This is a genomic window from Mesorhizobium sp. L48C026A00 (assembly GCF_000502375.1).
GTDB lineage: Bacteria > Pseudomonadota > Alphaproteobacteria > Rhizobiales > Rhizobiaceae > Mesorhizobium > Mesorhizobium muleiense.
The window spans coordinates 53,095-75,585 of record NZ_AYWU01000021.1; the positions used below are offsets into that span (position 1 = coordinate 53,095).

At 61.8% G+C, this 22,491-nt stretch carries 20 protein-coding genes and 1 tRNA gene; 12 read left to right on the forward strand and 9 right to left on the reverse strand.

The window, feature by feature from the left end:
• From X738_RS70005 to X738_RS70020, 4 genes are read right to left on the reverse strand one after another with little or no spacing between them, the layout of a single operon-like run.
• Positions 1-978, reverse strand: a complete 978-nt coding sequence (locus X738_RS70005) for a quinone oxidoreductase family protein (RefSeq protein WP_023801838.1) — start codon at positions 976-978, stop codon at positions 1-3.
• A 34-nt stretch (positions 979-1,012) separates the two neighbouring features.
• Positions 1,013-1,849: a phosphatidylcholine synthase gene (pcsA, locus tag X738_RS70010; RefSeq protein ID WP_023801839.1), complete on the reverse strand. Its 837-nt coding sequence runs from the start codon at positions 1,847-1,849 to the stop codon at positions 1,013-1,015.
• Positions 1,846-2,460: a DUF1326 domain-containing protein gene (locus X738_RS70015; RefSeq protein ID WP_023801840.1), complete on the reverse strand. Its 615-nt coding sequence runs from the start codon at positions 2,458-2,460 to the stop codon at positions 1,846-1,848. The genes pcsA and X738_RS70015 overlap by 4 nt, the downstream gene beginning before the upstream one ends.
• Before the next feature lie 12 nt (positions 2,461-2,472).
• Positions 2,473-3,411 (reverse strand): DUF2182 domain-containing protein, encoded by a 939-nt coding sequence (locus tag X738_RS70020; protein ID WP_023801841.1) that lies wholly within the window; start codon positions 3,409-3,411, stop codon positions 2,473-2,475.
• Positions 3,412-3,473: 62 nt separating this feature from the next.
• Between X738_RS70020 and X738_RS70025 the strand changes: the two genes are divergently transcribed.
• Entirely contained in the window at positions 3,474-4,685 is a 1,212-nt protein-coding gene (locus X738_RS70025) for a UbiH/UbiF family hydroxylase (RefSeq protein ID WP_023801842.1), read from the forward strand.
• A 200-nt stretch (positions 4,686-4,885) separates the two neighbouring features.
• Positions 4,886-5,209, forward strand: a complete 324-nt coding sequence (hspQ, locus tag X738_RS70030) for a heat shock protein HspQ (protein ID WP_023801843.1) — start codon at positions 4,886-4,888, stop codon at positions 5,207-5,209.
• A 152-nt stretch (positions 5,210-5,361) separates the two neighbouring features.
• On the opposite strand, the gene X738_RS70035 is transcribed toward hspQ, so the two are convergent.
• A complete protein-coding gene (locus X738_RS70035; RefSeq protein ID WP_023801844.1) occupies positions 5,362-5,991 on the reverse strand; it encodes an invasion associated locus B family protein in 630 nt (209 codons plus the stop codon).
• 232 nt (positions 5,992-6,223) lie between these two features.
• Here X738_RS70035 and X738_RS70040 point away from each other — a divergent pair, with 232 nt between their 5' ends.
• The 3 genes from X738_RS70040 to X738_RS70050 all read left to right on the forward strand — a co-directional run bounded on the left by X738_RS70040 (position 6,224) and on the right by X738_RS70050 (position 11,161).
• Positions 6,224-8,038, forward strand: coding sequence for an extracellular solute-binding protein (locus X738_RS70040; RefSeq protein WP_023801845.1), 1,815 nt, complete (start codon positions 6,224-6,226; stop codon positions 8,036-8,038).
• A gap of 23 nt (positions 8,039-8,061) precedes the next feature.
• Positions 8,062-8,742, forward strand: a complete 681-nt coding sequence (locus X738_RS70045) for a DsbA family oxidoreductase (protein WP_023801846.1) — start codon at positions 8,062-8,064, stop codon at positions 8,740-8,742.
• A gap of 514 nt (positions 8,743-9,256) precedes the next feature.
• Positions 9,257-11,161 (forward strand): ABC transporter ATP-binding protein/permease, encoded by a 1,905-nt coding sequence (locus X738_RS70050; RefSeq protein WP_023801847.1) that lies wholly within the window; start codon positions 9,257-9,259, stop codon positions 11,159-11,161.
• Between the two features lie 117 nt (positions 11,162-11,278).
• On the opposite strand, the gene gor is transcribed toward X738_RS70050, so the two are convergent.
• The 3 genes from gor to rpiA form a co-directional block, all read right to left on the reverse strand.
• Complete coding sequence (gene gor, locus X738_RS70055) at positions 11,279-12,667, reverse strand: glutathione-disulfide reductase (RefSeq protein WP_023801848.1); 1,389 nt, start codon at positions 12,665-12,667, stop codon at positions 11,279-11,281.
• A gap of 144 nt (positions 12,668-12,811) precedes the next feature.
• Positions 12,812-13,378, reverse strand: coding sequence for a DUF2059 domain-containing protein (locus tag X738_RS70060; protein ID WP_023801849.1), 567 nt, complete (start codon positions 13,376-13,378; stop codon positions 12,812-12,814).
• Positions 13,365-14,093, reverse strand: a complete 729-nt coding sequence (gene rpiA / locus X738_RS70065; RefSeq protein ID WP_023801850.1) for a ribose-5-phosphate isomerase RpiA — start codon at positions 14,091-14,093, stop codon at positions 13,365-13,367. The genes X738_RS70060 and rpiA overlap by 14 nt, the downstream gene beginning before the upstream one ends.
• 165 nt (positions 14,094-14,258) lie before the next feature.
• On the opposite strand from rpiA, the gene X738_RS70070 reads away from it, so the two are divergent.
• The 7 genes from X738_RS70070 to X738_RS70100 all read left to right on the forward strand — a co-directional run bounded on the left by X738_RS70070 (position 14,259) and on the right by X738_RS70100 (position 20,467).
• On the forward strand, positions 14,259-14,942 hold the full coding sequence (locus X738_RS70070; RefSeq protein WP_023801851.1) for a phosphoglycolate phosphatase: 684 nt from the start codon (positions 14,259-14,261) through the stop codon (positions 14,940-14,942).
• A gap of 128 nt (positions 14,943-15,070) precedes the next feature.
• Positions 15,071-15,145: transfer RNA gene (locus X738_RS70075), tRNA-Val, on the forward strand.
• A gap of 447 nt (positions 15,146-15,592) precedes the next feature.
• A complete protein-coding gene (locus X738_RS70080; protein ID WP_023801852.1) occupies positions 15,593-16,855 on the forward strand; it encodes an ABC transporter substrate-binding protein in 1,263 nt (420 codons plus the stop codon).
• A gap of 69 nt (positions 16,856-16,924) precedes the next feature.
• Positions 16,925-17,992: a carbohydrate ABC transporter permease gene (locus tag X738_RS70085; protein ID WP_023801853.1), complete on the forward strand. Its 1,068-nt coding sequence runs from the start codon at positions 16,925-16,927 to the stop codon at positions 17,990-17,992.
• A gap of 1 nt (position 17,993) precedes the next feature.
• Complete coding sequence (locus X738_RS70090) at positions 17,994-18,869, forward strand: carbohydrate ABC transporter permease (protein WP_031255993.1); 876 nt, start codon at positions 17,994-17,996, stop codon at positions 18,867-18,869.
• 125 nt (positions 18,870-18,994) lie between these two features.
• The gene (locus X738_RS70095) at positions 18,995-20,080 is read left to right on the forward strand and encodes an ABC transporter ATP-binding protein (protein WP_023801855.1); all 1,086 of its coding nucleotides are present in this window, start codon (positions 18,995-18,997) and stop codon (positions 20,078-20,080) included.
• Positions 20,081-20,209: 129 nt separating this feature from the next.
• Positions 20,210-20,467, forward strand: coding sequence for a PepSY domain-containing protein (locus X738_RS70100; RefSeq protein WP_023801856.1), 258 nt, complete (start codon positions 20,210-20,212; stop codon positions 20,465-20,467).
• A 90-nt stretch (positions 20,468-20,557) separates the two neighbouring features.
• Here X738_RS70100 and X738_RS70105 read toward each other — a convergent pair whose 3' ends face one another.
• Positions 20,558-22,450, reverse strand: a complete 1,893-nt coding sequence (locus tag X738_RS70105; RefSeq protein WP_023801857.1) for a L,D-transpeptidase family protein — start codon at positions 22,448-22,450, stop codon at positions 20,558-20,560.
• Positions 22,451-22,491 lie beyond the last annotated feature (41 nt).

Below are 22,491 nucleotides of genomic sequence, written 5' to 3' on the forward strand. Positions count from 1 at the left end.
TCAGGGGACAAAAATGGTTGTCCCGGTCGTCCTGCGGCCTTCGAGGTCGGAATGCGCCCTGCCGGCGTCCTGGAGCGCGTAGCGCTGATTGATCTTGATTTTGACCGCGCCGCTGAGCACGATTTCGAACAGCGCGGCGGCGGACGCCTCCAGGTCTTCGCGCCTGGCGTTGTAGACGAACAGTGTTGGACGGGTTGCAAACAGCGAACCTTTCTGCGCCAGCAAGGACATGCTGAACGGCGGGACCGGTCCCGACGATTGGCCGAAGCTGGCGAACATGCCGAGCGGCTTCAGGCAGTCGAGCGAAGCCGGAAAGGTGTCGTTGCCGACCGAATCATAGACGACGTCGCACTTCTTGCCGCCGGTGATGGCGAGGACGCCGGCGACGAAGTCCTGCTCGCGGTAGTTGATGACGTGGTCGAAGCCATGCGCCTTGGCGAGCTCGATCTTGTCGGCGGAGCTGGCGGTGCCGATCACGGTTGCGCCGAGATGCTTGGCCCATTGGCCGAGGATCAGCCCGACACCGCCGGCCGCCGCGTGAAACAGGATCGTGTCGCCCGCCTTCACCTCGAAGGTACGGCGCAGCAGATATTCCGCCGTCATCCCTTTCAGCATCATGGCGGCCGCCTGTTCGTCGCTGATGCCGTCCGGCACCTTGACGACCCGATCAGCGGCGATCACGCGTTGTTCGGCGTAGGCGCCAGTCGTCACGGCGTAGGCGATGCGATCGCCCGGCTTCAGCCAGTCGACGTCCGCGCCCACTTCCACCACCACCCCGGCCGCCTCGCCGCCGGGTATCAGCGGGAAACCGCCTGGCGGCGGGTAAAGGCCGGAGCGATGATAGACGTCGATGAAATTGAGGCCGATCGCCGTGTGCCTGACCAGGATTTGCCCCGAGCCGGGTTGGCCCGGATCGGCGTCCTCATAGGTCAGGACCTCCGGACCGCCATGGGCGTGGATGCGTATTGCTTTGGACATTGATGAGGCTCTCTTGGGACCAGACTCTATGGGATCAGGTTTTCTTGGCGCCGAGCGTTGGAAAGAGCTGCATGATACCGCCGATGCATGCGAGGTAAAGTCCGGTGACCGTGATGCCGATCTTGGTGAAGACACTCACCTGCTCGCCCAGGACGCCGATCTGGTCGTAGAAGGCGGCAAGAGCTGCCTGCGCCAGCGCCAGCGCTCCGAAAGCGCACCATAGCAGCGTCATGCCAAGGTTGATCGGCCGCAGCCGCGCCACCCGCACCGGGTGGATGAAATTGATCGGCACAAAGGTCAGGATGCCGGCCACCACGACCACGGCGAAGGAAACCCATTGTCCCGGCTCGATGACGAACAGCGTGAACACCACCATGTTCCAGACCACGGGAAACCCCTTGAAGAAATTCTCCTTGGTCTTCATCCCGGTGTCGGCATAGTAGATCGCGCTCGACACGACGATGATCGCCGCCGACAGGAACGACAGGCCCTCGCCCATGAAGCCGCGCTGGTAAAGCGCGAAGGCCGGTATCAGCACATAGGTGACGTAATCGATGATGTTGTCGAGGAGTTCGCCCGACCACGTCGGCAGGATTTCCTTGACCTCGAGCTTCCTTGCGATCGGCCCGTCGATGCCGTCGACGAACAGCGCCAGCCCCAGCCACCAGAACATCGCCGTCCAGCGCTGCTCGCTCGCCGCCACCAGCGACAGGAACGCCAGGAACGAGCCTGATGCGGTCAGCAGATGCACCGAAAACGCGCGCGCCTGCGGCCATGTGACTTTCTTCTTCGGCCTCGGAATCTTGTCGGCGATTTTCCTGGCCGTGATTTTTCCGGCCGTGATTTTTCTGGCCGTTGTTTTCTTGCTCACGGGCCCCGCCAGTCCAGCTTGCAGATTTCGGCCGAGCGGCCGGCAAAATTCCAGTTGCGGCCGAAGGCCCGCATCTTGCTCTTGTCGGACCTGGCGACGATGATTTCCGGTGCGATCCAGTACTCCGAATTGCTGATCACCGTATCCTTGTCGCGGTCCTTGCCGGAAATCGGCGTTACGGCTCCATCGATGATCTTCGGGATCTGGAAGATTCGGGTCCTGTCGCGCGTCTCATAGGTGATCGGCGCCTGCTCGACGCCGAGGAACTTTCCGACCAGGATGGAGAGCAGCGAGGTGGTCCCGCCAGCCTTGCCGGTGAAAATCCTGGTCAGCGCCTTTACCGCGTAGACTGAGGCGCGCTTGTCGATGAACAGTCCGGCGGTCCAGTTGCCGCGGCTCATATAGCCGGGGATTTCCATGACCAGCCCAAGATTGAGGCCGGACAGCTCGACCTCACCGAAATGGCCGGCATCGATGCGGAACCCCGCCCAGGTCTGACAATAGCCCTCGGTCGGCGGATGACTGCCGAGAGACAGCACGCAAGGACAAAAAACCGTGCAATTGCAGGAGAGCACCAACTCTCCTTTCATTGCCCAGCCTTGATCCGCCATAGAATTCTCTCCCTATGCCGAGACTACTAGCAGGGCGGTTGCCCAGACAAGCAGTATCGCACCGGCGATCCGGGTTGGCAGCCTGCCCGCCGTCTGTTTTTCGATCAAGGTGAACAGGCCGATCAACGCCAACCAGAACACGTTCATCACACCGACGGCGAACATCACCAGCATCAGCGCCCAGCAGCAGCCGAGGCACCAGACGCCCTGCTCCATGCCGAGCCGGAAAATGCGGCCGGGCCTCGCGCTCCAGTTCGAAAACAGGATCGAGAACGGGCTTTTGCATTTTGTCAGGCAGGCTTCCTTCAGGCCGCTGAACTGATAGAGGCCAGCAACCAGAAGCGCAGCCGCTCCTGTCGCTCCGACCACCGGATCGAGCATCTGCACAGATGAGGCGAAGGCGTGAACGATGAGCGTCAGCGCCGCAAACACTGCCGACGCAGCCAACCACACGCTGAGGTAACCGGCGACCAGGATCAGCGGATGGACGACCGCTTCGCCCTTGATCCGCGCGGTATCGGCAATCTCGCAATAGGTGCGGATCATCGGCGCCGCCGAAGGCAGCATGGTGGCGACCCCCATCAGGAACCACATGACGATGAGCGCTCCGGCCTGCGCGCCGACGCCGCCGTCGAGCGGCGCAGGTGCAAGACAAAGGCTGAAGAAGCGCTCGAGAAGATCCGGCAGCGGCAGCCCCGGCAGGTGCCTGAGCATCGTGTCGCCGGGTGCATCCACGCCCGGAACCCGGCTTTCGGCGCCACGTATGGCCATGGCGCCGAGCAACAGCCATGCCAGGACGACGGCTGCGCCCAAAACGATGTTCACCGCCGGTCGAGGATTGCGCGAGACGCTCGCCGCTGCGCGGCCGAAACGGTCGAGATGACTGAAATCATGGTCTTCGGCGGTCATGGCAGTCGAATGGGCCGAATCGCCGCGTTGATCAAGCCGCATGATCTGATCTATATGCTCCTCAGGTCGGACCGACCGCCTCGCATCGCAACCGGGAAGCCGAATTGGACCGTCGGGAAACAGCACGGATACTGGTGGCCGGCAGTGGCCCGGCAGGGCTGATTGCAGCGCTTGGTTTCGCAGACGCCGGCTTTCCCGTGACGCTCGTCGGACCCGAGGCAAATGGCCAGGACGGCCGCACGACGGCCCTGATGAACCCGGCCCTGAAGATCCTCGAGCGGTTGGGCGTCCTCGATGCGGTGAGGTCCCAGGCCGCACCGCTGAAGGTGATGCGCATCGTCGATGCAACCAGCCGGCTGATCCGCAGCCCGGTGGTCATTTTCCGCGCCAGCGAAATCGGCGAGGAGCAGTTTGGGCTGAATTTACCCAATAGTGCGCTCAACCCCGCGCTTGCCAGTGTTGTTGCCGCCCATTCCGGCATCGAATGGCGAAAAGCGATGGTGGAGACCTGGCGCCTCGAGGGCGACCATGCGCATGCGATCCTGCCTGACGGCAGCGAGATCACGGCATCGCTGGCCGTCGCTGCCGATGGCCGTTTGTCGCCGGCCCGCGAGGCTGCCGGCATCTCGACGTCGGCGCGGTCCTATCCGCAGGCGGCATTGGTTCTCAATTTCGGCCACCGCAGCGACCACTCTTTCACGTCGACCGAGTTCCACACCGAGACCGGCCCGTTCACCCAGGTTCCCCTGCCCGGCAAACGGTCCAGCCTTGTCTGGGTGGTAGAGCCGGAAACGGCGAAGGAACTCGCCGCACTGGACGACGCGGCGCTTTCGATGCGGGTCGAACAGCGGATGCAATCGATGCTGGGCCGGGTTTCCGTCGAACCCGGCCGGCAGATCTACCAGCTTTCCGGCGTGACGCCGCGGTGCTTCGCGCGCAACCGGGTCGCACTTGTCGGCGAAGCCGCCCATGTGTTTCCGCCGATCGGCGCACAAGGTCTCAACCTTGGTATCAGGGATATCGATGATCTGATTGGAATTGCTTGCAAAAACAGGGATAACCCGGGCGCCGTCAAGGCCCTCGCAGCCTATGATTTCAAGCGCCGGCCCGACATCCTGGCGCGCAGCAATGCGGTCAACCTGCTCAACAAATCGCTGCTCTCGCAGATGCTGCCGGCACAGATGGCGCGCAGTGCTGGCCTTGGCGTGCTCGGCGGATTCGCGCCGCTCCGCGCCTTTTTCATGCGCGAGGGGCTGCGGCCCGGCAGTGGTTTTGCGGCGCTCGCCGGCGGCTTAAGGAAACAGATCCGGCGCTAGTACCGGGCGGGCTGGCCCGTAGCTTGGCGGGGCGTCAAGCGTTCGGCATTGAATTCATGCGGCGTCTGCGCCAAATAGGTCAGGTATCAGCCATAAGTCGGGCTCGATCTTTTGAAGCGTAACGCGTAAATTCAAGGTCTTAGGGAGTCTTTGCGCATTCCAAGGGCGCGGCACTCTAGGACTTAGTGGTGAGTTCCATGATGAAAACAGCCAAATTCTCGATCGGACAGGTGGTCCGCCACCGGCTGTTTCCGTTCCGCGGCATCATTTTCGATGTCGACCCGCAATTCGCCAATACCGACGAATGGTACGAGGCGATCCCAGCGGATGTGCGGCCGCGCAAGGACCAGCCCTTCTACCACTTGCTCGCCGAGAATTCGGAAACGGAATACATCGCCTATGTGTCTGAGCAGAACCTGCTCGAGGACCGGTCTGGCGAACCGGTGCGGCATCCGGAGATCGGCGAGATGTTCGACAAGAGGCCGGACGGACGCTACGAGCCGAGACGCCAGTCAAGACATTGACCTGACGAAAATTACGGGGACCTGACGAAAATCGCGGAGACCTGACGCGATTGCGGGCCTCATGGGATCAAGAAAAGGCCGGACGGAACAAAAAAGCGGGGCATGACCCCGCTTTTTGTTGGCTTGAGAAATTGTCTTGTTTGCCCCAGGAATCAGTTGGCGGTCTTCGCCTTGTCCTGTTCTTCCTTGAGCTTCTTGGCGAAGTCCTGGTTGTTCTTGGCAACGAAATCCTGAAGCTTCTTCTGCCGATCCTCGATGTCCGACTGCTGCAGCGGCGGCCCGTCGAAGGCGCCGCTGAAGCCGGTCAGAGCGACCTTGATCGGGTTCGGCTGGTTCTGGAAATTGACTGAGGTCAGCGTCAGGTTCGAACCCTTCTTGAAGGAACTGATGAGCTGATCGGTCAGCGGCACTTCCGCCACGCAGCGGTCGGGGAAGCAGATCACATAGTCGAGCTTCTGCGCCTTCGCGGTGTCGATCTGGAGGCCAATGCCGGGAGGAATCAGGCGACCGCTCGGAACCGTCACCTGGAACACCTTGCGGTTTACCTTGCCCTTCAATTCGATCAGGCTGACGCCGGTGACGAGCTGGCCGTTGCCGGCGGTGGTGATGTTCTGGACATTGCAGATGTCGACGTCTTCCTGCTTGGTGCAGGCTTTGAACCAGCCCTGCGGAATCTGCTGTTGCTGCTGCGCAAGAGCAGCGGGAAGCTGTGCGCCCAAAAAGCCGACCACTCCAGCGGCCATGACCGACAGGCGGTACGCGTTGCTGTTCAGGCTCGTCATATCGTGCACTTCCTCTCAAATGATCCCGGGACCGGCTTCTTCGCGCCGTGTGGTCCAGCTAACTGTTGCCGAAATGAGGCAACAGAATGACTTCGAACGGCGTGTTACACTGCAAGCGGTGCCGAATCCAGCCCGATACCCGCAATTCTTGAGCTCGCGATTAGCCGGGAGGCGGTCGGCTCATGTTAGGGTGCGCTCCGAATCATCAAGCCGACCCGGTAAGGAGACGGTCATGGGCCGCGTTCTTGTTTGGCTGATCGCCGCGATTATCACCCTTTCGCCCCAGCCGGCCTTGTCGGAGCCGAAACACGCGATCGCCATGCAGGGCGAGCCGGCGCTGCCGGCCGACTATGCGCATTTCAACTACGTCAATCCCGATCCGCCGAAGGGCGGCAGCATCACCTATTGCGTCGTTGGCAGCTTCGACAATCTCAACCCGTTCATCCTGAAGAGCCTGCGCACGACGGCACGCGGCATGATCGACAGGATTTTCGGCAATCTCGTCTTCGAGCCGTTGATGCAGCGCAACGACGATGAGGCCTTCAGTCTTTACGGCCTGCTTGCCGACACTGCCGACATGGATCCGGAGCGCAAGAGCATCGAATTCCACCTCGATCCGAGGGCCAAATGGTCTGATGGTCAACCGGTGACTGCGGAAGACGTGCTGTTCACCTACGACGTCTTTACCGAGAAAGGCCGGCCACCCTACAGCGCCCGCATGAGCATGGTCGCCAAACTGGAAAAGACCGGCGACCGCAGCGTGCGCTTTACATTCAACGACAAGGCTAATCGCGAGACTCCGTTGGTTATCGCGATGACGCCGATCGTGCCGAAGCACGCTTTCGACAAGGCGACCTTCGACAGGACCACGCTGAAACCGGTGATCGGCAGCGGCCCCTACACCGTGGCGCATGTGGCGCCTGGCCAGCGCATCGTGTTCAAGCGCAACCCGAATTATTGGGGCAAGGACATCCCCGCCAAGCGCGGTTTCGACAATTACGACCAGATCACCATCGAATATTTCCTCAACGCCAACGCCAAGCTGGAAGCTTTCAAGAAAGGCATCTGCGCCATCGCTGACGACAGCGATCCGGTCAAGCGCGAGCGCGATCTCGACTTCCCGGCCTTCCACAAGGGCGACGTGATCGCCGAAACGTTCGACACCGGCATCCCGCCAGTGGTGACGGGGTTCCTGTTCAACACGCGGCTGCAGAAGTTTTCCAATCCGGTGGTTCGACGCGCGCTCGGCATGCTCTACGACTTCGAATGGGCCAACAAGAACTTGTTTGGCGGCAAGTACATGCGCACCATGAGCTATTGGCAGAATTCCGAGTTGTCGGCACTCGGCCATCCGGCCGACGACAGGGAAAAGGCGCTCCTGGCGCCCTACCCGGGTCGTGTGCCAGCCGATGTCATGGACGGCACCTGGCGGCCACCTGTCACCGACGGCTCGGGCCAGGACCGCAAGGTGCTGAAAGCCGCCTTCGACATATTCAAAGGCGCGGGCTATGCCTTGCAGGATGGAGTGATGCTCGATCCCGAGGAGAAACCCTTCGGCTTCGAGATCCTGACCGCCTCCCAGAACGAGGAGCGCCTTGCCGCCATCTACCAGCGCACGCTTGCGAAGATCGGCATCGATGTCACCATCCGCAGCCTTGACGGCGACCAGATCCAGTCACGTAAGCAACGTTTCAATTTCGAGGTGCTGATCGGCGCCAGCGGCTTCGAGAACTCGCTGTCGCCGGGCATCGAGCAGTTCGGGCGCTGGGGATCGGCTGCCGCCAATGCCGAAGGGTCGTTCAACCTTGCCGGCGTCGCCGATCCGGCGATTGATGCAGCACTTGAGGCGATTGTCGACGCCCGCAGCCGCGAAGATTATGTTGCCGCCGTCCGGGTCCTCGACAGGTTGTTGATCTCCGGCCACTACATGGTTCCGATGCAGCACAACACGCAGCAATGGCTCGCCTACTGGAGCTATCTGGAACATCCGCGAAAGACCCCCATATCCGGTTATCGACTGCCGACATGGTGGCGCAAGCCGAAGTGACCTCTTCGGAACAGGAGATCAAGATGAGCGACGCGAAGTCGATTACCGTCGATGTGGTCTCCGACGTCGTCTGCCCCTGGTGCTTCATCGGCCAGAAGCGGCTCGACAAGGCGATCGCCGCGGCAAACGAGGTCGAGGTGCATATTCGCTGGCGGCCGTTCCAGCTCGACCCAACCATCCCGCCCGAAGGCAAGGATCGCCGCGAATACATGATGGCCAAATTCGGCAGTGACGAACGCGTCAGCGAGATCCACGCCCGCATCGAGCCATTGGGCGAAGCCGAGGGCATCAATTTCGCCTTCGCCGCCATAAAGGTTGCGCCCAACACGCTGGACGCGCACCGCCTCATCCGTTGGGCTGGTGCCGCCGGCGAGGTCATGCAGAACCGGCTGGTACGACGTCTGTTCCAGTTGAATTTCGAGGAAGGCGCCAATCTCGGCGACCATGTCGTGCTGATCAACGCCGCCCGCGAGGCCGGCATGGATGCGTCCGTCGTCGAGACGCTTTTGCCGACGGACGCAGATGTCGAGGCGGTGCGCACCGAAATCGCCACCGCATCGAGCATGGGCATCACGGGCGTGCCGTGCTTTCTGCTTGAGGGCAAGTATGCGGTGATGGGCGCGCAAGACGTTGACACGCTCACCGACGCCATTCGCCAGGTTGCGGCGGCGAAGGCGCGGGGCGAGTTGAAGAAAGCGAACTGATAGACGTCCTTCCATAGGCGCGTTTGGCGACATCGCCACAGCAGCCAACGCCCTCCGGGCCAACGCCCTCCGGTCACTTTCCGGCTGCCGCCAGGTCGATATGGCAACAAAGATGACGGCGCGCTTTGCGTCGATTCGTCTTCCGCAGCATAAAAGTCGGCCGATCGATCACGCTCTTCCCATAACAAAACTGTGCAAAAGCTTTCCCTTGGGGAAGATGCTGACGCTTGCACACGTGAATCAGCAACTCATTGATATTAGGCGGATAATCTGCGTCGAGGGCGACCTCGCAAGGCGTTGCCGCTGTTGCTTAATGGCAACGGCCAGGGGTTCAATCCTCGACAGCCCGAGAAAAGATAATGGAAAATGATCAATTGGTGTTACTGTCTGTAACAAAACTAAAAGAGGGTTGGGCGGGATTGTGATTCGGGTCGGTAGACCAGGGCGACATTCAATATCGGAAAAATGGCTCCGCGGTGCCGCAAGGTCGCCGCTCCTGACACCGGTTTCCTCGATGCGCAGCTTCTGGGGACTGATGCGGGCCTACTGGTTCTCGGACCGCTGGGTGGAGGCCTGGACGCTGACGCTGGTCATCGCCCTGTTTACCGCGCTCTCCAGCAAGGCTGGCGTCTGGTTCGCCGAAGCATCCGGGGAACTGGTCAACTCGATCGCCTTCTACCACGACGCCGCGAACACCACGCCGCTCGCATCGCTGCTCACCAATGCCGGCGTGCTCATCCTTCTGGTCGTGCTCAAAGACGCGGGCTTTACCGGCATCCGCACTTTTGTTTCCGCGACGCTGCATCGCAAATGGCGCGCTTGGCTGGACAGCCGCTTCAACGCAGCGCTTCTCGACACCAATCACACGCATTTCCATGCTCAGCACGGTTCCTCCGGCGCTGCTGCCCCCGACAACATCGACCAGCGTGTCCAGGAATCGATCAAGGACATGACCGGCGGAGCCATCGGCCTCGCCATCGGGGTGATGGCTGTCGCCACATCGCTTTATTTCGTCGGCCGGAAACTGCTTGAAACCTCGGCAGAGGTGAAAGGGCTGGAGTTCCTCGGCAGCTATGGCAGCGCGGTCCTGGCTTTCCTGGCGGTCGCCATTTACGTGCCGCTGAACACCTGGATCGCGGTGAAGCTCGGCAGGTTGCTGGAACGGATCAACATCCGGATGCAGCAATCCGAAGGCAGTTATCGCGGCGAGCTGACCACGTTCCTGCGCCGCAGTTTCCATGTCGCCGCCTCCCAGGGCGAGAATGTGCAAAAGACGATGCACGAACGGCTTTATGTCGACATCGACCGCACCTGGGCAAGGCTGAACATCGTCAACACCAGCTATCGTTCTTTCGAGCTGGTCTACACTTTCATCGGCGCCCGCATTGTCGCCTACGCGCCGGGCCTGGTGCCCTATATCCACAACCGTTTCGACCTCAAGGGCTACATAACGGGCTCCGAGATGGTCAACTCACTCATCAATCAATGTTCGTGGTTCATCCATGTCATGCCTTCCATTGCGGCGCTGCGCGCCAACAGCCTACGCGTGACCGAACTCGCCAACGCGATCGAAAACGTCCAACACCCGCAGGAATTCTATAGTCTCACCGGCTGTTCCGATTTCCGCTACGACCGTCAGAACCCGGTTTTCGGCCTGACCATCCAGAAACTCGAGCTGACCCATCAGGGCGAGGACGCCACGCCCTTCCTGAGTGCCGCGAATTTGCGCTTCCGGCGTGGCGAGTGGACGTTCCTGAAGGGCGAATCCGGCTGCGGCAAGACATCGCTGATCAAGGCGATCAACGGCCTGTGGCCCTATGGCCGCGGCTCCATCGTCTTTCCGGAAGGGGTCGAAAGTTTCTATGCCGCCCAGGAGGTCAAGCTGCAGCAGGTCTCGCTGAAGCAACTGGTCTGCCTGCCCGGTTCAGAGCGCGATCACACCGACACGCAGGTTGCATCGGCCCTGCATAAAGCCGGCCTTGGCGATTTCATCGAACACATGGGCGATGAGAGCCGCGACGGAATGAGCTGGGACCAGGTGCTTTCGGGCGGCCAGAAACAGAAGCTGGTTGTCGCTCGTATCGTGCTGCAGCAGCCGGGGCTGCTGTTCCTCGATGAAGCGACCGGAGCGCTCGATCCGGAAGGGAAGATCGCTTTCCATCAAGCGATCAAGGACAATTGTCCAGATGCCACGGTGATCTCGATCATGCACGAGGCCGTGCCGCCAAGGTCGCTTTCAGGCGCCGAATTCTACCACAGCATCGTTGCCATCGCGGACGGCGTCGCGACCAAAAAGCCGCTGGCGCCGAGCCTGCCGGTCGAGCTCACCACCATCCTCGCGCACCCCAGGCCAGTCGAGGAAACAAGGCCGGTCGAGGAAAGATGGCTGCGCTTCCCTCGCCGCATCAGGCAGAAATAGCGGCGAACAGAATATCGTTGCACAGTGTCGCATCGGATTGGTGATCTGTGGTCGGGTGGTGCGGCGCCATTGCTTGCGAGCATCGAGTGCTCCGTTGGCGAGGGTGTGGGAAAAACGTCAGGCGCGCTCGCCGTCCCTCACCCGGTAGGTCGGCTTGTACATGGTGACGAGTTCTTCCGCCGCAGTCGGGTGCACGGCCATCGTGCGATCGAAGTCATCCTTGGTCAGCCCGGCCTTCAGCGGAATGCCGAGAAGCTGCGCCATCTCGCCGGCATCAGGCCCGAGAATATGGGCGCCGAGCACCTTTTTCGAGGCGCCGTCGACCACCAGCTTCATCAGCATCTTTTCGTCGCGGCCCGACAGCGTGTTGCGCATCGGCCGGAAGCTGGCGCGGTAGACCTCAACGTCGGAAAAACGCTTTATGGCCTCGTCTTCCGACAGGCCGACCGTGCCGATCTCGGGCTGCGAGAACACCGCTGTGGCGATCGTTTCATGGTCGGGCGAGGTCGGGTTGCCCTTGAAGGCGGTCTCGACGAAACACATCGCCTCATGGATCGCCACCGGCGTCAGTTGCACGCGGTTGGTGACGTCGCCGATCGCCCAGATGTTGTCGATGCTGGTGCGCGAATATTGGTCCACATGGATAGCGCCGGTCCTGGTCATCTCGATGCCGACGCCCTCAATCCCCATGTTTTCGGTATTGGGCAGACGGCCGATGGCGAGCATGACCTGATCGACCGTCAGCACCTTGCCACCGGTGACGACAGCGTCGAGGCGCCCGTCGGGACGCTTCCTGACCCATTCGGACACGGCATGGCAGAGGATTTTTATCCCCTTCTTTTCCATCGTCTCGTGCAGCATGCGCCTGAGATCCATGTCGAAGCGAGAGAGGATCTCCTTGCCGCGATAGACCAGCGTTGTGTCGACGCCGAGGCCGTGAAAGATGTTGGCGAATTCGACGGCAATATAGCCGCCGCCCTCGATCATGATCGCGTCAGGCAATTCCTTGAGATCGAAGGCCTCGTTGGAAAAGATACAATGCTCATGGCCGGGCAGAGCCGGGTGCGGTGCCGGGCGGCCGCCGGTGGCGATGAGAATCTGGTCGGCGGTGACGGTGCGGTCCTCGCCGAGAAGATGCACCGCATGCGGATCGACCAGCATGGCGCGTGACTGAAACGTCTCGCCGCCGGCGCCTTGGACATTTTTCCTGTAGATAGCTTCCAGCCGGCTGATCTCGCGATCCTTGTTGGCAACCAGTGTCTGCCAGTCGAAGCTCGCCTGCGGCACGGTCCAGCCGTAACCGGCGGCGTCGGCAAAGTGCTCGGAAAATTGCGAGGCATAGACATAGAGCTTTTTCGGCACGCAGCCGCGGATGACGCAGGTGCCGCCATAGCGGTATTCCTCGGCGATGCCGACGCGCTTGCCGAGTGCCGCCGCCACGCGCGCCGCCCTCACCCCGCCGGAGCCGCCGCCGATGACGAAAAGATCGTAGTCATAGACGGCCATGGCGCGGCTCCTTGCCCTTCAAAATGTCTGAGACAGGTAGGCTGCAAACCGCCAAAAGAAAAGCCCGGACGCCGCGCATCCTGTCGGACGCGCAACGGAGGCGGGCTTTCCGGTCCAGCAGCGATGACGCCGCCGGAAACAGGCTCAGTTCTTCGGTGCTTCCGGCTGCGTGCCATCAGCAGGAGCCGCGGCATTTGACGGTGCTGTGGCCTTTGCCGCCGCGGCCAGCGTTTCGCCGACCTGCTGGGCGAGGTCGCGAGCGAGGCCGTTCTGCCATATCTCGGCGGCCTTGAGCAGCTCACGCGTCACGGCCTGGCCGCTGTCGAGCAGTTTCTTGCCGGTATCGGAATTGTAGAAAGCGGCGATTTCGGTAAGCTCTTTTTCGGAAAATACCTTGGCATAGGCCAGGGCCGCTTCCTTCTCGAGATCGGCGCGGCGCGAGGCCAGCGCCAGAGCCTTTTCGCTAACCGTTCTGCCGATCAGCTCCTGCATGTCCGGGTTCTTTTGGATAAGCTGCTGCTGAAGCGCGGCGGCGGCCTGCGGCAGGATGTTGTCGAACGGGTCCGTCGCGTCGATCGCCGCGACTGCGGCGCGGGCTGCCTTAAGATGCCCTTCGCTGACGTCCTGCGAGAACGCCGGCGATGAAAACGCAAAGACGGCTGAAGCTGCCAGAATTGCAGAAAAACGGCGAACCCGGTTATGCAACATCATGATCGATAGAACTCCCTGGTTTTCGGGCGGCATGGACGGTTTGGACGCCGTCGCCGGCTATGATGGCCGCTGATGCCAGCCCGATGAAAAGACCATGCTCGACCACGCCCGGAATGGCATGGAGAGCATTCGAAAGCGCTCTTGTATCCGGAATGCGGCCAAAAGATGCATCGAGGATAAAATGGCCGCCGTCTGTAACAAAAGGCTGGCTTCCCGTCATCCTCAATGTGACGGGGCCGGAAAGGCCGAGCCTTCCGGCTGCCGCGGCGACGGCGATTTCCGTGGCACGCAGGCCGAACGGGTTGACCTCGATCGGCAGTGGAAAACGGCCGAGCGTCTCGACCATCTTCGAACGGTCGGCGATGACGATCATGCGGGCGGAAGCCGCCGCCACGATCTTTTCGCGAAGCAGCGCACCGCCGCCGCCCTTGATCAATGTCAGCTCCGGATCGATCTCGTCGGCGCCGTCGATGGTAAGGTCGAGCTCGGGCGTTTCTTCCAGCGTCGACAGTGGCACGCCAAGCTCGCCGCAGAGGATAGCGGTGCGCTCCGAGGTCGGCACGCCGATAATGGTAAGGCCGGTGGCGACCTTTTCGGCGAGCAGCCGCACGAACTCGTCGGCCGTCGAGCCGGTGCCGATGCCAAGCCGCATGCCATCGCTGACATGGGCAAGTGCCGCCCGCGCGGCCTCGACCTTCAGTTGCCTCGCATCCATGCTTTGCCCCGGATTTCGCTTGTTTCGGCGCTCCTAGCATCTTTGCCCGTCCGGTCAAAGACTTTGCCCTGTGGATTGACGCCCTGTGGATGAGTTGGCACGGCTTGCCTGGATGGGCTGCAGCGGCTATCGCCTGCCGGCAGCGCAATCGTCACAGGACATGCCATGACCCGACCGATCATCGTGTTCGACCTCGACGGGACGCTGGTCGACACAGCGCCGGACCTGCTCGACAGCCTCAACCACAGCCTTGCCGCCAGCGAACTCGCAGCCGTCGACGAGGCCGGCTTCAAGCGCTTCGTCGGCCATGGCGGCCGGGTGATGATCGAGCGCGCGCACGCCGCGCAGCAGAGATCGCTGGTGGTAGAGGAACACGACCGATTGCTAAAGCTGTTCCTCGATCACTACACCGACAACATCCCGGGCAAATCGCTCCCCTACCCCGGCGTCGTCGAGACGATCGCGCGATTCGAGGCGGCTGGCTATCTCCTGGCCGTCTGCACGAACAAATACGAAGCCAACTCGGTGGCGCTGATCGAGGCGCTCGGCCTGGCGAAGCATTTCGCGGCGATTTGCGGTCAGGACACGTTTGCGTTCCGCAAGCCCGACCCGCGCCATCTGACCGAAACCATCGTGCTCGCCGGCGGCGATCCGCACCGCGCGCTGATGGTCGGTGATTCGCAGACCGACATCGATACGGCGAAGGCGGCCGGCATTCCCGTGGTGGCGGTGGATTTCGGCTACACCGACCGCCATGTGCGCGAATTCGAACCGTCGGCGGTGATCTCGCATTTCGATGCGCTGACGCTTGGTCTGGCCGAACGCCTGATTGCCGCTGCCGGGCACTGAGCGCGACGGCGACCGGACCGTTCCCGGCGTGGTTGCATTCGGTCTTCGTCGGAACGCCAGCACATCGCCTTGACTTCCCCGGCCGGCCTCCCTTATATCGCGGCGCGCTTGGCCTTCGGGCAACGAGCGGGCGATTAGCTCAGCGGGAGAGCACACCCTTCACACGGGTGGGGTCGCAGGTTCAATCCCTGCATCGCCCACCAATACCCGCTTCCGGTACAAAGCTACCATCCGCTTCGGAGCCGCCTACGCTTCGAACTTCCGCCTCATCGCCAGGTTTGCCATGACTTGGTCATACGACTCGCCAGGCAGCCGGGGACACATCACAAGGCGCTCGTTACCCTTGGAATCGCACAAGCTGCACATTGAACGCGGCCGGGAGAAAGTTGACGGACGATAAAATCGTCCTAGGTGAACTGCTATCTCAGTGGCCCGGGAACTGACGAGGGGAAATCGCCGTCGACCTGCTGCTCCGACCAGGTGAAACTGCGCAATTGCAAATGCGTCCGGCTTCCGCGAACATTGCTGGACCCCATCAAGGGCCCGTAGCGGCCGACCCGAAACTGAGCGCTGGCTTCCCGGCCCGCTGTCCTGGCGGCCTCGCCTTGGATCCAGCCAGCGTCCTTAAAGTCAAAAGGGAGGAATATCAGATGAAACTGACAAAACACCTTGCCGGTGTGGTGATCGCGTCGACCTGTCTGTGTGCGCCCGCGCTGGCGCAGACCAAGTTGACCATGTGGTATCACGGCGCCGGCAATGAGGTGGAGTCGCGAATCCTCAACCAGATTATTTCCGACTTCAACACCAGCCAGTCCGACTGGACGGTGACCATCGAGAGCTTCCCCGAGAAGAGCTACAATGATTCCGTCGCGGCGGCGGCCCTGGCGGGCAACCTGCCCGACATTCTGGATGTGGACGGGCCCGTCATGCCCAATTGGGCCTGGGCCGGCTATCTGCAGCCGCTGCCGATCGACGAGAGCGAGTTCGCCGACTTCCTGCCCGGCGCCAAAGGCGTGTGGGATGGCAAGCTCTATTCGGTCGGTCTGTGGGAGGCGGCGGTGGCGCTTTTTGCACGCCAATCGACGCTGGATGAATTGGGCTTGCGCACCCCGACCCTCGACAAGCCTTGGTCGCGCGAGGAATTCATGGCCGCGCTCGACGCTGCCAAGGCCTCCGGCAAGTATGAATTCGCCCTTGATCTCGGCATGAACGACCAGGCCGAGTGGTATTCCTACGCCTTCTCGCCGTTCCTGCAGAGCTTCGGCGGCGACATTGTCGACCGTTCGACCTACAAGACCGCGGAAGGCGCGCTGAACGGCGAGGCTGCGCAGGCGTTCGGCAAGTGGTGGCAAGCGCTGTTTACCGGAGGCTATGCGCCTGGCACCAGCGAGGACCCGGCCGATCAGCAGACCGGTTTCATCGGCGGCAAGTTCGCCTTCCAGTGGAACGGCAACTGGCGCGCGGTGGCAACGATGGAAGCCGTGGATGACGTTGTCTTCCTTCCAGCCCCCGATTTCGGCGCCGGCAACAAGATCGGCGCGGGATCCTGGCAATTCGGCGTGTCGGCCAAGTCAAAACATCCGGAAGGCGCTGCCGAGTTCATCAAGTTCGCCGCGCAGGACAAGTACCTGGCCGCCTTCTCCGACGGCATCGGCCTGATCCCGCCGACGCCCTCGGCGGCGCAGATGACGGAGAACTACAAGGATGGCGGCCCGCTCGCGGTGTTCTTCGACCTCTCCAAAGCACAAGCCCTGGTGCGCCCGGTCACCCCGGGCTACGTGGTCCAGGCCAAGGTCTTCACCAAGGCACTGGCCGATATCGCCAATGGCGCCGACGTGGCCGACACGCTTGACGCGGCGGTCGACGAGATCGACGCCGACATCGAAAGCAATGGTGGCTACGGTCACCGCTAGTTCTGTCGCGCCGGGGTCCTCGCCAGCCGCGGACTCCACCCTCTGTGGCTTGCTGGGCGGATACCGCAAATGGCGTCGAAACTAACCCTGTCGAACCGGGCGGGCTGGACGTTCGCCCTGCCGGGCTTCGCACTCATCTTTACATTCATCGTCCTGCCGTTTTTCTTCGCGATCGGTCTGTCATTGACAAATCAGCGGCTGCTGTCGCCGAATCCCACCCAGTTCGTCGGGTTGGAAAACTATCAGCAGCTCCTGGGCCTTGCGGTGGTGACCCTCGAGCCAGAGCGCAACGATGCTGGCGAAACGATCCGAAACGAGGCCGGCGAAATCCAGTATCCGCGCCTGCGCGAGATCACCCGTAGCGACGACTATCCTCAGTATCGCGGCATGCGCGAGTGGTTTCGCTGGCAGTCCGGCGAAAACGTCATGATCGTCATCGCCAGCGACGTTGTGTTCATGAAGGCGCTGGTAAACACCTTCCTGTTCGTCCTGGTCGTGGCGCCGGTACAGGGCAGCCTCGCGCTGATGCTTGCTTTGCTGATCAACCACAAGGTCAGGGGCATCAACCTGTTCCGGACGATCTACTTCATGCCGGTGGTGGTCTCCATCGTCGTGGTCTCGCTCCTCTGGCGGTTCATCTATGACGGCCAGAACGGGCTGTTGAACAGCATCCTCCAGGCCCTCACCTTCGGCCTCTTCCAGCCCGTCGATTGGCTGGGCAATCCCTCAACGGCGCTGCCCGCAGTCATGGCCATGTCGATCTGGCAGGCCGTCGGCTTCCATATGGTCATCTGGCTGGCGGGGTTGCAGACGATCAGCCCCACGCTCTACGAGGCCGCCGCCATCGAGGGGGCTTCGAGATGGCAGACCTTCCGCTATGTCACCTGGCCGGGCCTGCGCAACACCGCCGTGCTTGTGCTTGTCGTGATCACCATGCAGGGCTTCGCGCTTTTCGCCCAGATCGACGTGATGACCAATGGCGGTCCGCTCGACAGCACCCAGACCCTCGTCTTCCAGGCGGTCGAGCGCGGCTACGGCAAGCAGGACATCTCCGGCGGCTCGACCATCTCGGTCATCCTGTTCGCGATCGTGCTGGCGATCTCACTCATCCAGCGCTGGCTGACACGGGAGCGTTAGGATGGCCTTCGATCCCGACAATTACGGCCTCAGGCTGTTCGTCCGCTATCTGGTGCTGTGCCTGATCGCGCTGATCTTCATCTTTCCGCTCGTGTTCATGATCAACTCGAGCTTCAAGCCGGACAGTCAACTCCTCGCAGACACCTCCAGCCTGCGTGCCTTCCTGCCCGTCGGGGACATCAGCCTCGACAACTATTTCGGAGCGTTCCGGCGGGCGCCTGTCGGCCTGTTCGTCCTGAACTCGGTTCTGGTCACCGGGGTGACCGTCCTTCTCTCGCTGCTGATCTGTTCGCTGGCCGCATTCTCCTTTGCTTTCCTGCGGTGGAAGGGGCGCGATGTCCTGCTCTCGATCGTCATCGCGACGCTGATCATCCCTTTCGAGACCATCGCTATCCCGCTCCTGCTCCTGGTCTCGAAACTGCCCTGGATCGGGCTTGATGGGCTGCATTGGGGCTGGCTCAATAGTTACCGGGTGCAGATCATCCCGTGGATCGCCGACGGACTGACGATCTTCCTGTTCGTGCAGTATTTCAAAGGGCTGCCGGGCGAACTGATCGAGGCAAGCCGGGTGGAGGGCGCGAATTGGTGGCAGGTCTACTATCGCGTCGTCATGCCGCTTTCAGGGCCGGTACTGGCGACTGCCGCCATCCTGAAATTCCTCGTCATGTACAACCAATATCTGTGGCCGCTCATCGTCGTGCAGCAGGAAGGCTATCGCCCGGTCATGGTCGGCCTCGGCTACTTCTTTCAACTCAACGTCGCCTGGGGCGAAGTCATGGCTTATCTCACCCTTATCACCGTCCCAGTGCTGGTCTTCTACCTGTTGCTGCAGCGCGCCTTCATCGCGTCGATCGCCTCGACCGGCGTGAAGGGCTGACTGCATGGCTCTCGCGCTCAAACGCCAGTGGATCTGGGACGGCCGGTCAGCCCCATTCCTCAAGGCCGACCAATCGGGAGACCCCGAATTGCCGCACATGAATCAGGAAACGGGAGCCATCGCTCATGGCTGAGGTCTCACTCAAGGGCGTCAAGAAATCCTTCGGTCGCGTTGAAATCATCAAAGGCGTCGATATCCACATCAACGACGGCGAGTTCGTCGTCTTTGTTGGACCGTCGGGCTGCGGGAAGTCCACGTTGCTGCGCATGATCGCCGGACTCGAGGACATAACCGAAGGCACCCTCGAGATCGGAGGCCGGGTGGTCAACCAGCTGCAGCCCAAGCAACGCGGTGTTGCGATGGTGTTCCAGAGCTATGCCATCTTTCCGCACATGACCGTGCGCGAGAACATCGCGTTCGGCCTTACGATCGCGGGCGCTTCCAGGCAGGAAAAGCAGCAGAAGGTGGCCGAGGCCGCACGCATCCTGCAAATGGAACATTTGCTCGACCGCCGGCCAAGTCAGCTTTCGGGCGGCCAGCGCCAGCGCGTCGCCATCGGGCGCGCAATCACCCGGAAACCGGCCGTATTCCTGTTTGACGAGCCGCTCTCCAACCTCGACGCCGCACTGCGCATGGACATGCGCATGGAAATCGGCCGGCTGCGCAGGCAACTGGGCACAACGATGATCTATGTCACCCACGACCAGGTCGAGGCGATGACGCTGGCTGACAGGATCGTCGTGCTGAAGGACGGTCAAGTCATGCAGATCGGAGCGCCGATGGAGCTCTATCACGAGCCGGCCAACAGGTTCGTAGCCGGCTTTCTGGGAGCCCCGTCGATGAATTTCCTGAACGTCGACGTCCTCGCCCTCGATGGCGAAGCGGCAATGGTTGGCAACCAATCCCTGGAGCCGATCAGGGTAGCGACCAGAAGGCGCGCCTTCCGGAAAGACGGCAAGGCCATCCTGGGTGTCCGTCCGCAGTACCTGCGGCCGGTGCAATCTGGAAAAGGCTTGCTGCATGGCATCGTGGCACATGCCGAGCGATTGGGCAGCGAGACGGTCGTCGACCTGACCCTTCGCGATAACAGCGAACTCATTGCGGCCTTCAATGAAGACAAGGTCTTTGAACCGGGTGACGCTCTGGAGCTCACGTTCGACACGGCCTTGGCCCACCTCTTCCCCGACGAAGGTGAGTTGCAGACGCATTAGCATGAGCCAACGACAACAAGATGCGTCGGCGCAATTCACGGGTGTCCATTCCGGAACCCGGAACAAACCTGCCCGGAACAAACCTGCATGGCCGCGAGTTTCTACTTTTGCGAGAAGCGAGGGAAAGCCATGTTCAGACTTGTTTTGGCGACAGGCGTCGTAGTTCTCTTTTTCGATGAACCGGCCCTTGCCGCAGACGGAAGTCTGTTGCCGCCGCAGAATGCCAGGAAACTGTCGGAAATAATCGCCAAGGTCGAGCAGCGCGACGACTTCCGCTACGTCGACGAGGTCGCCTGGGACAGCGGCGCCTACACCGTTACTTATTACACGACCGACAAGGCGAAGGTCGAAATCACCTACGATCCGGTAACAGCCGAGCCCAAATAGATCGCCACTCCCGGCAATACGTGCCCAGCTCAGCGACACTCATGGCGGCGCGGCTGGGTTCCGACGCCCGCTCTCGCTGCGTTAGCGTCCTCAGATCGCCGGCGAGCGCACTGCTTCCGTGCTGTCGAGCGCCTGCTGCAACCGCGTGTCGCGGTCGTAGACGTCGCTGAAATATTCGACTTTGCCGGACATATCAGGCCAGGCGGTGAAATAGGCGACATAGACCGGGATCCTGCGCACTACCTTCTCCGTCGCATGTCCGTGCTTCAGCTTCTCCGCGATGTCATCGACCGAGGTGCCGAGCACGGCCGCCGCCATGCCGCGCGGATCCTGCAGGCGAACGCAGCCATGGCTGAGCGCGCGCATGTCACGCTGGAAAAACGTCTTTTGCGGCGTGTCGTGCATGTAGATGGCGTGCTTGTTGGGGAACAGGATCTTCAGTTCGCCCAGCGCATTGGCCTCGCTCGGCAGCTGGCGCACGCCATAAGGTATCTTCGCCCCATAGGCGCCCCAATTGACCGAGGAGGAGGGAATGCGTTTGCCGCGCGCGTTGACCACTTCGTAGCCGGCGCGGTCGAGATAGCCGGGATCTCTGCGCAGCCGGGGCAGCATCTCGTTGACGAGGATCGACTGCGGCACGCCCCAATAGGGGTGGAAGTCGACCTGCTCGAGCTGGTCGTAGAAGAAGGAAGTCTGGTTGGTGGTCTTGCCGATGACGACGCGGGTCTTTAGCTTCTCCTCGCCATTCTCGATGTAGCTCGCCGTAAATGCCGGCTGGTTGATGAAGACACGCGGGCTGCCGAGATCGGATGGCAGCCAGCGCAACTCTTCCAGCGCGACATGCACCTTTTGAATCTTGTCGGCCTTGGACGTCCCGACCAGCGCCGCGACGGTGCGCGGACCGATGACGCCGTCGCCCTTCATGCCAGCCTTTTTCTGCACCGCCTTGATGACCGGCACCAGTTCCGGGGCATAGACCTCGCTGGTGGCGAGCCTGGCCAATATCTCGCCATAGGCGCCGCCCGTCTCGTCGTCGAGATTGCGCGCTATCTTCGTCAGAAGCTTCGGTAGTTCGGGGCTGGTCTCCCCCGGCTTCAGCAACAGCTTGGGATCGACGACGATCTCGTCGTCGGCGCTGGCCTGGAGTGATTCCAGTTCGACGCGCAGCGCCTGATATTCGGCGTTCTGCGGATGCCGCGATTCGAGATAGGTGCGCACTTGCTGGGTGCGTGTCAGCGTTTTCAGCACGCCTTCCATGTCGAGCGGCTTGACCGGGAAATCATAGTAGCCGGTGATGCGATTGGGATCGACGCGGCCGCTTTGCGCGTCGTGGACATAGCGCAAGACGCGCGCTGACAGCGCCATCTCGAAGCGGACAAGTTCCTTCAACCGCGCATCGGCGCTGCCGGTCGATGCGCCGGCGGCAGGCACTTCAACCGTATAGTCGGCCGGCGTGAGGCCATAGCTCGTCGCCTCGCCAAGCACCCGCACCGCATCTTGCGCGCGGCTGTTGGCATTGGCTGCCGTCACCCAGATGAAATCCGGATTGGCCGCGTAATAGGCGACGAGCGCCTTGGCGATGTCTTTCTCGGCGTAGAGCTCGTAATCGTTCAGTCCGGCAATCGCTTCGCGGAAGGCCGCGCCGGTGGCGGAAGAAGGCTGGAATGCGGCGTCTTGTGGCATTGCCGGCTCCGGCGCTGCCGTCAGCGTCGAGAAGTCGACGCGCACGAGCGGATCGCTCTTGTAGGTGTAATAGGACGGGCCGCGGATCCGAGAGGCAGCGGGCGCTGCTGCATATGGCTTGTATTTCGGCCTCTGCCTTGATGGCGGCAGGGGGAAATCAGCTCGCGGCGAATGCCTGACACCACCGCCGAAGAGCCTCTCGAAAAACCCTTGCGCGTCTGCCTGCGGCACGCCGAAGGCCAGCATTGCCGCGACCGCCGCAAGCGGCATCACGGTTGCTTTGTTTCCGAGGAATTTCATGGGATCACCCGCTCCGGCTGCAACCGGCTCCGTTCCGCATC